Raw genomic sequence first — 12099 nt, 5'->3', positions numbered from 1 at the left:
ACTTAGCGGAGGGGAGGCTGCACATTATGAAACCATTGCAAATTTCAGCAGAAACAGCTCTCATGCTGTCCAAGAAGCTGAATGTTCCGCTTGAACAGATCATGCATATGCCTCAGCATATTTTAATAAAGAAACTCATGGAAATTTCTGAGGAAGAAGAGACAAAAAAGGAAGAATAAAAGGCGGAAACCTACTTTACGGATTAAAAGTAGGTTTCTATTTTTCGATGTTAACGTCCATACTATTATAAAAAGAACAAAGGAATTGAGCTGCGATGGAAAATAAATTAAGAGCCGGAGAGGTATTTACATTAAAAGTTGAACGGTTGAGCGATTTCGGCTATTTTTTAAGCCTTGGAACGGAAGAAGTTATGCTGCATAAAAGAGAAGCTTCTAAAGAGCTAAAAGAAGGAGAAACGGTCGAAGTATTTTTATACCAGGATCATGAAGGCAGATTGGCAGCAACCATGATCCAGCCAAAAGTCCGCCTGGATACATTGGCATGGCTCAAGGTCGTTGGCTCTACGAAACGATTGGGTGTATTCCTGGACATTGGCATACATAAGGATGTATTGCTGTCAAACGATGATCTGCCCGGCCCTTTAGAGCAGTGGCCTGTAATTGGAGACCAATTGTACTGCGGTCTTCGCCTGGATAAGAAGGGAAGGCTGTTTGCAGACCTTGCGAATGAACAGGAAATTGTTGAACAGGCAGAAGCTGCGAATGAAAGCCATTTTAATCAAATGGTTACTGGACATGTGTACAAGCTCAATGATTCAGGAGCATTAATCTTTACAGAGAACAGTCTGATCGGCTTTATCCATCAAGATGAAATGAGCCACCGGCTCCGCCTCGGTGAGCGGGTAGAATGCCGCGTCACATTCATAAGGGAAGATGGAAGAATAAATCTTTCGATGAAGCCGAGGAAAGAACAAGCATATAGTGAGGATGCCGAAAAAATCTACACCTATCTAAAAGCAAATAAAGGCCAGATGCCTTATACTGATAAATCCAGTCCGGATGAGATTGAAAATGAATTTGATATAAGCAAGGCGGCATTTAAACGGGCCCTGGGCAAATTGATCAAAGAAAATAAAATCAAGCAAGAGAACGGAAAAACGTACCTTAAGATTTAGAATGTTCATTCAACAACATGGACTAACAAAGTTTTTTTTATAAAGCATCCAGAAGATAAACGGTCTGCATGCTTTTACTTTTGCCCTGATGATGGTTAGCGTTCATGAAATACGGAAATATTAGGGGGGTATTATTTATTTTTCAGGAGGTTGCTGTATTGAAAGATCATAAGCTTGGCCTGTGGGTTTTGACGGCCCTGGTTGTTGGAAATATGGTAGGTTCAGGGATATTTATGCTCCCTCGGTCTTTAGCTGAGGTCGCTAGTCCTGGAGGTGTACTTGGTGCATGGATCCTGACGGGTGCCGGTGTGCTTCTAACCGCATTGGTATTTGGAAACCTTGCACTTAGGAAGCCATCTTTAAATGGGGGGCCACAGAATTATGCACAAGCCTTGTTTAAGGAAGGAACAGAGTCATCTTTAATTGCCGGCTATTTGGTCGGATGGGGTTACTGGGTGGCGAACTGGGCTGGAAATGTTGCAATCATAACAACGTTCGCCAGTTATCTGTCAACGTTTTTTCCGGTTATGACGAGCAAGCAGCATCTTTTTAATGTTGGATCAGCTTCAATCCGCCTCGGGGGAGCCATAACTTTTCTGGTTTGCTCGGCTTTTTTATGGGGACTCCACTTTGCCATTCTAAAGGGAATAGAAGGAGCCGGTAAAGCAAACCTAATTGCAACCATAGCTAAAGTAGTTGGTTTCTTATTTTTTATAATCATCTGTCTGTTTGCTTTTAAGTCCAGCAATCTCATCCCTTTTATCGAAACGAAAATTGACAGCAATACCGGAGAAACAACCGGATTTCTTGGACAGTTGAACGGTGCTGCGATTGCAACCCTTTGGGCTTTTGTTGGAGTGGAATCCGCCGTAGTGTTTTCAAATCGTGCCAGAAAACAAAACGATGTCAAAAAAGCAACCATTCTTGGACTTCTTATTGCACTCATAATTTATATTGGAATCACCGTGCTTGTCATGGGAACGCTGCAGCAAAAAGAACTGATCCATTCCCAAAAGCCGCTGGTCGATGCGCTTGAAAGTGTCGTTGGACCTTCAGGAAGCAGTATTATGGCACTTCTTGGCATCGTATCATTACTTGGAGCGACAATCGGATGGATCTTGCTCGCTGCAGAAGTACCTTATCAAGCAGCTAATAAATCTATGTTCATCCCTGCTTTTTCCAAGGAAAACAGATATGGAGCACCTTCATTCTCATTAACAGTAACAAATATCATGACACAGCTTTTTATCTTTTCAGTTGTTTCCCAGTCGATGGCTGAAGCTTTTGACTTTGTCATATTTGTTGCTACCTTGGCTTTTCTGGTCCCATATTTAATGGCTTCCCTTTATCAGATCAAATTGGTCATTCTGGGCGATACCTATGAAAACAACAATAAAAACAGATACAGTGATGGCCTCATTGCTGTTTTAGCGGCTATTTACTCCTTATGGGTCATAAAAGCAGGAACCGCCGATATAAAAACCTTCCTCTTCGGCATGGTGCTTCTTGTATCAGGAATCATTTTTTATCCGATGGTAAGGAAGCATTTTTGGAAGAAAGAAAAAGGACAGCTTTAGCTGTCCTTTTTCATTGGTTTTATTTTAAGCATTATCTCGGAGACCGATTCCGGTATTGACCTTGACTACGATTTCATCGAACTTGCCATCATCAGATTTATTAGAGGAAAGAAGGGTACCTGCAATTGCACCAATGAATCCGAGTGGAATTGAAACAATACCTGGATTTGCTAATGGGAAGACAGGTTCCCCAACCAAAATCGCCATCCCTGCTTCTGGAGACCAAACGCTTGGGCTTAGAGCTACTAAAATAAGTGAGCTTAAGAGCCCAACCAGCATTCCAGAAATGGCTCCGGCTGTATTAAAGCGCTTCCAAAATACAGTGAATAATAGAATGGGAAGGTTCGCGCTGGCAGCTACAGCAAAAGCAAGTGAAACGAGAAAAGCTACGTTTAATTTTTGTGCAAATAACGCCAGGATAATGGACAAGATGGCTACCCCAATGGAAGACCAACGGGCAGCTTTCATCTGTTCTTTTTCAGTGGCTTCGCCTTTCCGTAAGATTTGACTGTAAAAATCATGGGCGAATGCTGAAGCAGCTGAAAGGACTAGACCAGCAACTACTGCCAGAATGGTAGCGAAAGCAACTGCAGATACAAAAGCAAACAAGAAATCTCCCCCAAGCGCTTTTGCAAGCAGTGGGGCAGCCATATTTCCGGCGGCATTTGCTTTTATGATAGAATCAGTTCCAACGAAAGCAGCAGCTCCAAAACCAAGAAAGATTGTCATAATATAAAAGATACCAATCATCCATGTCGCATAAACGACTGACTTTCTTGCGGTTGGTGCATCCTTTACAGTAAAAAAGCGAATAAGTATGTGGGGAAGTCCTGCCGTTCCCAGAACCAGTGCCAGATTCAGAGAGATAGTGTCCAGAGGATCTTTGTATTTGTTTCCTGGATGGAGAAAACTCTCACCTAATGGGGTGGCTGTTTTTATATGTTCAAACATACCCGTGATGCTGTAGCCGAATTTTGCAAATACCATCAGAGAGATAATGAAAGTACCTGCCATCAGCAGTACCGCTTTTACAATCTGAACCCAGCTTGTCGCCATCATTCCTCCAAACACCACATAGACTGTCATAAGCACACCAACAATTAGAACAGAAGTTGTATACTCTATGTCGAGTAATAAGGTAATCAGCGCGCCCGCACCGACCAATTGAGCAATCATGTAAAAGATTGAAATAGTGATGGTGTTTAACGCAGCCACACCCCGGACTTTTTTATCATTAAACCTAGCCGCAATCATATCAGCCATTGTATATTTCCCCAGATTTCTCAAAGGCTCAGCCACGAGATAGAGGACAACAAGGTAAGCCACAAGAAAGCCGATGGAATAAAAAAAGCCATCAAAACCCGAAAGTGCAATAGACCCGGCAATCCCGAGGAAAGATGCTGCTGACATGTAGTCCCCTGCGATCGCGAAGCCATTCTGCCAGCCTGTCAGTCCACTGCTGGCTGTATAGAAATCATTGGCTGTATTTGTGCGTTTTGCTGCAAAATAAGTAATCACAAGGGTAATTGCCACAATTGCTATAAATAGCATAAAAGCTGTATTCATTTTCTGTCAGCCTCCTTTAAAGACTGACGTATAATCTCATCTGCTTGTTTGTCAAAAGCAACCGCTCGTTTAGAATAAAGGCTGCATAATGCCCATGTCATAATAAATTGTGAAAAAGCAAAAACCCAGGCCCAGCTAATTTCACCGAATGCAGAAGTATTAAGAATTGTAGAGTATGAGGTCATGATGGGGAGAGTAAAATAAAAAACAAAGAAGAAAATGGACATCGGAAGAAGAAATTTCTTTTTTGCTTGAAGTAAGTGTCTAAAGGACGCAGAAGAAGCAATCTTGGAATAATTAATATTTTTGTTTTCAGATTTTTTCTCTGCTAACACTCTATCCCCTCCTGAGCCTGAGCGGGTATTTTGTTTAACATCATGCAACACTCCTTTTTGTTTTTTTCTGAAAATTAAATCATTTCCATTATATAAAAATTACGGCTTATTATCTAGCTTTTTAAAAGATATAAGTTGATGTTAGCTTAAGGTTATAGTATTTTAAGGATATTTACCTTACATATACATAGGAAGAAGGAAAGAAGGATGGTGAGAAGCATTGAGCTTGATTTTAATTAAACTTGGCATTTCGGCATTTCTTGGATTAGTTATCGGTCTCGAGCGAGAGCTTAAGCGAAAACCTGTCGGGTTAAAGACCTGTTTGGTGATTTCAATCAGCAGCTGTTTATTAACGATCGTATCCATCGAGTCAGCGAAGAGCTTCTCTGAATTAACCGGGCGAACGATGATGGACCCAATGCGTCTGGCTGCACAGGTCGTAAGCGGGATCGGTTTTCTTGGAGCAGGGGTGATATTACGGAGAAGCAATGATGTAATTTCCGGACTGACTACAGCTGCAATGATTTGGGGAGCATCCGGGCTGGGAATAGCATCAGGTGCAGGTTTCTTTTTAGAAGCAGCAGCTGGAGCTCTTATGATCCTAATCAGTGTTGAGTTAATTCCAATGATCATGAAATGGATGGGCCCCAAAACGCTGAGAGAAAAAGAAGCCCGTGTTCGCATTATTGTGCCGGATGGATGGAACATGACTGAGATGGTAAAAGAAATCAAACAAAAACAATTAAAGATCCTGAATGTTCGTGTAAAGGACCTGGAAAATGGCACAAGTAAAATGGAGCTTACCTTGAGCATTTATGAAAAAAGATATACAACTGACATTTATTATGATATTAAAGAGATAAAAGGAGTTCAAAACGTAGAAATTGAAACGTTGAGCTAACTTCATAAAAGGGGCCCTGTGAATGAAGGCATTAGTGATTGTAGATTATACCTATGATTTTGTAGCAGACGATGGAAAGTTGACTTGCGGAGTTCCTGGTCAATCCATAGAAAAAAGGATTACAACAATAACAAAACATTTTATTGAACAAAAAGATTTTGTTGTTTTTGCTGTTGATCTCCACGAAGAAGAAGATTCTTATCATCCAGAGACCCGCCTGTTTCCATCTCATAACATCAGAGGAACAAAAGGCCGGGAGCAATATGGAAAACTTGGTGAACTTGCTGATTCTCTAACTGCACAGGAAAAAATCAACATTTACTGGATGGATAAAACACGATACAGTGCGTTTGCGGGTACCAATCTGGATCTTAAACTTAGAGAACGAAACATTACAGAGCTGCATCTCGTTGGAGTATGTTCTGACATCTGTGTTCTTCATACAGCTATTGATGCTTACAATAAGGGCTATAAAATTGTGATTCACGAGGATGCTGTGCAAAGTTTTAATTCGGAAGGGCACCAATGGGCACTCCAGCATTTTACAAACGTTTTAGGCGCAAAGGTAATTAAGGACAGCGAATTTACTTCAATATTTTGATTCGTTTGGAAGGCGGGCGGCCAGCTCCGCCTTTTTAATTGTCACAGGCCACAAGATCATATGGAAGGAATGATCCCATGCCAAAAACAGCATTGATTGCGGGAGCAACCGGTTTGGTAGGAAAAGAACTTCTCCGGCTGCTTGTCAGCAGTGATGACTATGATCAAGTCATCGTGTTAACAAGAAATGAAACAGGCGTTCATCATAAAAAACTCATCGAAAAGCAGTTTAATTTTGACGAACTGCCATCCTATCAGCAATTTTTTAGTGCAAATGATATCTTTTGCTGTTTAGGGACGACGATAAAAAAGGCTAAAACGAAGGAAGCCTTTCGAAAAGTTGATTTTGAGTATCCCGTGATGATCTCTCAATTTGCCGCAGAACAAGGTGCTTCGCGCTTTCTCGTAATCTCTGCCATAGGTGCCAAGCCAGATTCCAGGTTTTTTTACAGCAGTGTAAAAGGAGAAATGGAACAAGCCGTAAGGAAAGCAGTTATTCCTTCTGTTGGAATCTTCCGCCCCTCACTTTTAACTGGGAACCGGGAGGAGTGGAGGACGGGAGAAAAAGCAGGAGAATGGCTCGCCAACTCCCTATCTTTTCTGTTCAAAGGGAAACTTCGAAAGTATCTGCCTGTTTCAGGGAATTTGGTTGCGCGTTCCATGTACGAGTTTGCTCAAGGGAATATAAAAGGTAATACTGTAATTGAATCAGAAGAGATGGCAAAGTAAAAGGTAAAAGATAAATGAGTTTATTCCGTCAACGGAATCAGCTATAATTAGTGTACAGATCTATTTGGAGGGATAAAATGAACGCTTACGAAGAATACATGAGACAGATGGCTCAGCCGATGAGAAATGAGCTTACAAATGCAGGGTTTAGTGAACTGACAACACCAGAAGAAGTTGATCGTTTTATGGAGAATACGGAAGGAACTTCTCTCGTTTTTATTAATTCGGTATGCGGATGTGCTGCTGGATTGGCCAGGCCTTCTGCGATCTACTCTTTGAATCATGCAGCAAAACCGGATAACATTGTTACAGTTTTTGCAGGCCAGGATAAAGAAGCAACGGCAAGGATGAGAGATTATTTTGAAGGTTACCCTCCTTCTTCACCTTCCATGGCACTTTTAAAGGGAAAAGAAGTAGTGCATTTTATCCATCGTCACGATATTGAGAACCACAGCGCAGAAGAAATTGTAGAGAATCTTGTAACCGCCTATGAGAAAAATAATAAATAATTAAAAGAACTCATTTTGAGTTCTTTTTTTTGTGCGAAAAAATCAATCTCACAACTAATTTTGAGAAAATATTCAGAAAACAATTGCCATTTTTATTTTCATGTCATATAGTATATCTAATGATGTTAGAAAACATGACATGAGAAGGGTGGAGAGATAACATGAAAGAAAGTACTGTATTGATGTTCATTGATTCTTTATGGGTAATGGTTGCTGCAATTTTAGTAATTGGAATGCAAGCTGGATTCGCACTTTTAGAAGCAGGATCCACCCGAATGAAAAATTCGGGTCATGTTGCAGGAAAACAGATATTAAGTTTTGCTATTGCTACAATTGCCTTTTGGGCAGCTGGCTTTGGCATTACCTTTGGGGAAGGGAACAGCTTTTTAGGAACGACAGGCTGGCTCTTGCACGGTGACAGCAAAACGTTTGATTCCTTGTCTTGGGCCAATGTTCCGCTTTCTCTTAAATTTTTATTTCAACTCGCATTTGTAGGTGTTTCATTGGCAATCGCTTGGGGAGGATTTGCTGAGCGGGCAAAACTATCCGTCTATTTTATCTTCGGAACAGTGTTTACTGTTTTGATTTATCCGATCATCGGCCATTGGGTTTGGGGAGGAGGATGGCTTGGGAAAATGGGCATGCAGGATTTTGCTGGATCAACTGTCGTCCATCTTCAAGGTGCGATCGCTGCACTTGTAGCTACATTGCTTTTAGGTCCTCGTATTGGAAAATTCAATAAAGATCGCACACCAAATCTCATCCCTGGCCATAATCAGGTCTACACTGTTCTTGGAGGCATCATCCTGTGGATTGGCTGGTTTGGATTCAACGCGGGAAGCACAATGGGGACAGCGGATGGATTCTTCGGTTATATCGCTTTAACAACCAACCTTGCCGCTGCAGCTGGCGCAATCGGCGCTATTCTGACTTCAAAACTATTAACAGGAAAAGCGGATATTCCAGCAATGGTAAACGGAGTGCTCGCAGCATTAGTTGCCATTACGGCTGCTTGCGCTTTTGTGGAAGCATGGGCAGCGATCGTGATTGGTGCTTTCGCGGGAGCATTTACATTCTGGACTTCTATATATTTTGAGAGAAAAGGTATTGATGACCCGATCTATGCTTTTTCGGTTCATGGTATCGCTGGAATCATCGGAACGATCTCAACCGGATTTTTCGCATCGCCGCGCCTAGTAGAGCAAACTGGTGTCGGAAAGGCAGGTCTTTTTTATGGCGGCGGAGTTCATCAGCTTTTCGTTCAGACAGTAGGAGTAATTGGTGCGGCTGGATATGTAGCTATCGTTTCTTTTATTCTATTATTTGCTTTGAAGAAACTTTTCGGATTAAGGGTTACCCCTGAGCAGGAAATTTCAGGCCTTGATATCAGTGAACATGGTTCCTATGGATACCCTGAGCATTTAGATCCGGCAATTACTCAGAAAGCCAACTGATTCTTATGCTTAATTTTTCTAATGAATCGAAATACCAAGACACGGTAACAGTTCATGAGATGAAAGAACGAGTGAAGAAAGCTGCTGCACTGGAGGAACTTAGGGAGATTCATGAGGAGATCATTCCGTTTATTCAAGGGCTGGAAGCTTCCGGTCTCTCTATTAATAACAGATACAATTCACTGAACGATATTCACGATGTTTTAACCCGTAAGACTGTTTCGTTTGCTTACGATACAACAAGAGAGACTATAGGAACAGCCCCTGGAGAAAGATATTGCTTCTTCAGTATGGGATCGAGTGCACGGCACGAACAAACGATATGGACAGATCAGGATAATGGGCTAATCTATCAGACTGGTCATGCAGATAAGAGAGAGGTTGAGGCTTTTGCTGAAGAATTTTCCCGGACGGCTGTCCAATATTTAGCTGAAGTAGGCTATCCCTTATGCCAGGGAAACGTGATGGCGTCCAACCTTCGATGGAGGAATAGTGTTGAGGAGTGGAAAGATCAGCTATCCTCCTATTTAAATAAAGGATCAGAAGATGATTTGAAATACATTATGATCATGCTGGATACAAAGCCTGTTTATGGCCTCCCTGCACTTCTGTATCGCTTAAGGGAATGGTTTATCCAGGAAATACGCCAGCGTCCGTTTATCCTCAAAAAAATGGCAGAACTCGTAACTTCACACGAAATACCGATTAACATCTTCGGAATGATCTTTACAGAACGCTGGGGGAAATTTGCAGGGCGCTTCGACTTGAAACAAGGAGTATTCGCTCCGTTTACCAATAACATTAAATTGTTGTCGTTGTTGTATGGAGAAGGCGCCCAGTCTACAAGAGAACGAATCTTCGGTCTGAACGAGAAAGGCTGTTTTTCCTCTTTACAGATGGATGAATGCGTTGCGGCTTATGATTTTTTATTGGAACTGCGGTTAGCTCACTCGATTGATCTGAAGGAAATGGATGATAGACTTGATTATCATTTATGGTTGACTACTATGGATTCTAAAGCGGCTCAGCAGCTTAAACGCACAATGAAACTGACCAAACTGATACAAAAACAGATCAAAAAGAGAGGAACAAGTTTTGAACAATCAGCCGGGATCTGAAAGAAATCTAAAGTATATTATGCATAGATTATTCAATCTTGGATTGAATCGGGAAGAAGTCCCTCCTGGAAATCCTGGTTCCTTTCAGCATGAAGCCTGGATAAGAAAAATCTTGAAAGAGAAGGCTTCCAAACGAGCCGATTTAAAAACAAAGCTGGATGACGTTCTATTTATTATTCTGGATACTGAAACAACAGGTTTCAGGCCGGAACATGGGGATCAAATATTCTCAATAGCCGCCGCAAAGATGAAGAATTCGACGGTTATTGAACAATACCACCAATTCATTAATCCTTCTGTCAAAATTCCAGACGATATCAGAAGTTTAACCGGAATCATTGAAGACGATGTGAAGAACGCTCCAACGCTGGATGAGAAAGCGGAAGAAATCTTTCGCTTTCTCTCGGGCGGAGTGATAATCGGTTATCATATTTCACATGATATAGCTTTTATTAACCATTACTTGTGGAAACGATACCGTTCTTCATTAAAACTGCCATCACTTGAACTGGCATTGATTACAGAAAAACTTGTAGGTTCATCTGCTTTTCCAACGTTGGACAATGCATCTTCTTACTTTGACATCGATTGCTGCAACAGACATAGTGCTCAAGGAGATGTTTTGATCATGGTTGATCTTTGGAGAAGCCTATTGGACCTTTGCAGAGAAAAAGGGATTGAGACACTTGAAGATCTTTACGTTTATATCAAATAAATTAAAAAGAAAGGGGCTGTCCAAGAAGTCTGGTAGCTGTTGATCTTCGTTCCAGGCTGCTCGCTTTTACCGGCGCGAGCTCCTACTTTCGCGGGGCGTGCGGTGAGCCTTACCGGCGTGAACGCCTACTTTTTGGCGCAAGCGTCTGTGGGAGTCTCACCTGTCACGCTAGTCCCGCAGGACAAGGAAGGCTCCGGCAGCTTTTTATCGCACGAAGAAAATGTGAAGTTCATTTTCGAGGAGTCTCGCACCTTGCACTCCAATCAACTTTTCATTGAAGATTTTTCACGTCAAAGGAGCTGCCTGAAGGTCAATTTTCGACTTTCAGGACAGCCCCTTTCTTTTTTTAATATTCTTATTTACTGAGTCTACGGCTGCTGCTGCTGCTTTCGCAACATTCGTCTCCAGAAAAGCCGGACCAACAAGAACAGCCAATAATGATCAATAAAATAAACAGCACAATAATCAATGTATAGCCGTGCCTTCCTCCGCCGAATCCATAACCTGTTCCGTAGTCGTATCCAGTTCCATACCCATACCCATACCCGCATCCATATCCGTAGTCGTAACCGTGATGTCCGAGGTGATGGTGATCATAGATCGCCTTGCCGGGTGCAACCGGCAGGTTGACCGGAGCCTTTACCGGTGCATTCATAGGAATATTTAAAGGGGTGTTTACTGGTTTATTAACAGGTGCCATGGGTACATTTATTTTTTTATTTTCCATTATTGTCCCTCCGTCGTTAAATAATATTAGGTATATATCTCCATACAGCCTATGTACGTTCGCCCTGCTCGGTAACGGACAAATGCGGATTTTTTGAAAATAAAAAAGCATTCCGGATGGAACGCTCATTATAGCCATTTAATTTTCGGTTCGGTTTTTGCGATAATTCTGCCGATATTCGTTCGATGCCGATAGAGCAAAAAGAGCAAGAATGCAGACATAACGGTTATTAATAAAATATCGTGGACAACGATTCCATATAATACCGCGGCCATGCAAGCAACCAGTGAAGATAAAGAAACATATTTCGTAAGGTAGAGTACCATAAAGAAGACGGCAATAAGAAGCAAGAACATTAACGGTGCATAGAATAACAAGATTCCCGCAGAAGTGGCCACTGCTTTTCCGCCTTTGAATCTTGCGAAAAGAGGGTAGCAATGTCCAATAACAGCCGGTATTCCAGCTAACAGGACATGCAAATCCGTATTCAGCAGCAACGGAAGGGAGGCTGCAAGCGTCCCTTTAAGAATGTCTGAAATCGTTACGATGAAACCCGCTTTTTTTCCAAGGATACGGAAGGTGTTGGTACCTCCCAAATTTCCGCTGCCATGCTCGCGGATATCAATTCCATACTTCCATTTGCCTACGATGAGCGCAAAAGGAACGGAACCAATGATATAAGATATGACCAAAATTAAAAGTATCAAATGATTCACCTTCTGCCTGTCTTTTC

Annotated in this window: 15 protein-coding genes; 11 read left to right on the top strand and 4 right to left on the bottom strand. The window is 41.8% G+C overall.

Annotated elements, in window-relative coordinates; genetic code table 11:
* The first annotated feature begins 26 nt into the window (after window positions 1–26).
* From OKX00_RS12330 to OKX00_RS12320, 3 genes are all read left to right on the top strand, one after another.
* On the top strand, window positions 27–179 hold the full coding sequence (locus OKX00_RS12330) for a YycC family protein (protein ID WP_082315907.1): 153 nt from the start codon (window positions 27–29) through the stop codon (window positions 177–179).
* A 95-nt stretch (window positions 180–274) separates the two neighbouring features.
* Window positions 275–1135, top strand: coding sequence for a CvfB family protein (locus OKX00_RS12325; protein ID WP_265407568.1), 861 nt, complete (start codon window positions 275–277; stop codon window positions 1133–1135).
* A 158-nt stretch (window positions 1136–1293) separates the two neighbouring features.
* The gene (locus OKX00_RS12320) at window positions 1294–2712 is read left to right on the top strand and encodes an amino acid permease (RefSeq protein WP_265407567.1); all 1419 of its coding nucleotides are present in this window, start codon (window positions 1294–1296) and stop codon (window positions 2710–2712) included.
* Between the two features lie 24 nt (window positions 2713–2736).
* Here the strand turns inward: OKX00_RS12320 and OKX00_RS12315 are convergent, their stop codons facing one another.
* Both OKX00_RS12315 and OKX00_RS12310 read right to left on the bottom strand, forming a co-directional pair.
* Window positions 2737–4278 (bottom strand): solute symporter family protein, encoded by a 1542-nt coding sequence (locus tag OKX00_RS12315; protein WP_091005616.1) that lies wholly within the window; start codon window positions 4276–4278, stop codon window positions 2737–2739.
* Window positions 4275–4613 carry a DUF485 domain-containing protein gene (locus OKX00_RS12310; RefSeq protein ID WP_265407566.1) on the bottom strand — a complete coding sequence of 113 codons (339 nt, stop codon included), beginning with the start codon at window positions 4611–4613 and terminating at the stop codon, window positions 4275–4277. The genes OKX00_RS12315 and OKX00_RS12310 overlap by 4 nt, the downstream gene beginning before the upstream one ends.
* A gap of 220 nt (window positions 4614–4833) precedes the next feature.
* Between OKX00_RS12310 and OKX00_RS12305 the strand changes: the two genes are divergently transcribed.
* The 8 genes from OKX00_RS12305 to OKX00_RS12270 all read left to right on the top strand — a co-directional run bounded on the left by OKX00_RS12305 (window position 4834) and on the right by OKX00_RS12270 (window position 11005).
* Complete coding sequence (locus tag OKX00_RS12305; protein WP_265407565.1) at window positions 4834–5514, top strand: MgtC/SapB family protein; 681 nt, start codon at window positions 4834–4836, stop codon at window positions 5512–5514.
* Window positions 5515–5536: 22 nt separating this feature from the next.
* Window positions 5537–6115 carry a cysteine hydrolase family protein gene (locus tag OKX00_RS12300; protein ID WP_265407564.1) on the top strand — a complete coding sequence of 193 codons (579 nt, stop codon included), beginning with the start codon at window positions 5537–5539 and terminating at the stop codon, window positions 6113–6115.
* A gap of 77 nt (window positions 6116–6192) precedes the next feature.
* Window positions 6193–6843 (top strand): SDR family oxidoreductase, encoded by a 651-nt coding sequence (locus tag OKX00_RS12295; RefSeq protein ID WP_265407563.1) that lies wholly within the window; start codon window positions 6193–6195, stop codon window positions 6841–6843.
* Window positions 6844–6920: 77 nt separating this feature from the next.
* Window positions 6921–7352: a BrxA/BrxB family bacilliredoxin gene (locus OKX00_RS12290; protein ID WP_248252704.1), complete on the top strand. Its 432-nt coding sequence runs from the start codon at window positions 6921–6923 to the stop codon at window positions 7350–7352.
* A gap of 161 nt (window positions 7353–7513) precedes the next feature.
* Window positions 7514–8806 carry an ammonium transporter gene (locus OKX00_RS12285; RefSeq protein WP_265407562.1) on the top strand — a complete coding sequence of 431 codons (1293 nt, stop codon included), beginning with the start codon at window positions 7514–7516 and terminating at the stop codon, window positions 8804–8806.
* Window positions 8807–8865: 59 nt separating this feature from the next.
* On the top strand, window positions 8866–9924 hold the full coding sequence (locus tag OKX00_RS12280; RefSeq protein WP_265407561.1) for a DUF294 nucleotidyltransferase-like domain-containing protein: 1059 nt from the start codon (window positions 8866–8868) through the stop codon (window positions 9922–9924).
* Entirely contained in the window at window positions 9902–10639 is a 738-nt protein-coding gene (locus OKX00_RS12275; protein ID WP_265407560.1) for an exonuclease domain-containing protein, read from the top strand. The genes OKX00_RS12280 and OKX00_RS12275 overlap by 23 nt, the downstream gene beginning before the upstream one ends.
* A gap of 39 nt (window positions 10640–10678) precedes the next feature.
* Window positions 10679–11005, top strand: a complete 327-nt coding sequence (locus OKX00_RS12270; RefSeq protein ID WP_265407559.1) for a hypothetical protein — start codon at window positions 10679–10681, stop codon at window positions 11003–11005.
* On the opposite strand, the gene yjcZ is transcribed toward OKX00_RS12270, so the two are convergent.
* Window positions 10995–11240, bottom strand: a complete 246-nt coding sequence (yjcZ, locus tag OKX00_RS12265) for a sporulation protein YjcZ (RefSeq protein WP_265410534.1) — start codon at window positions 11238–11240, stop codon at window positions 10995–10997. The genes OKX00_RS12270 and yjcZ overlap by 11 nt on opposite strands.
* Before the next feature lie 254 nt (window positions 11241–11494).
* Window positions 11495–12073, bottom strand: a complete 579-nt coding sequence (gene plsY / locus OKX00_RS12260; RefSeq protein ID WP_265407558.1) for a glycerol-3-phosphate 1-O-acyltransferase PlsY — start codon at window positions 12071–12073, stop codon at window positions 11495–11497.
* Window positions 12074–12099: the final 26 nt, after the last annotated feature.

The organism is Fictibacillus sp. KU28468 (assembly GCF_026153615.1).
GTDB lineage: Bacteria > Bacillota > Bacilli > Bacillales > Fictibacillaceae > Fictibacillus_C > Fictibacillus_C marinisediminis.
This window is presented reverse-complemented; position numbering and strand designations above follow the sequence as displayed.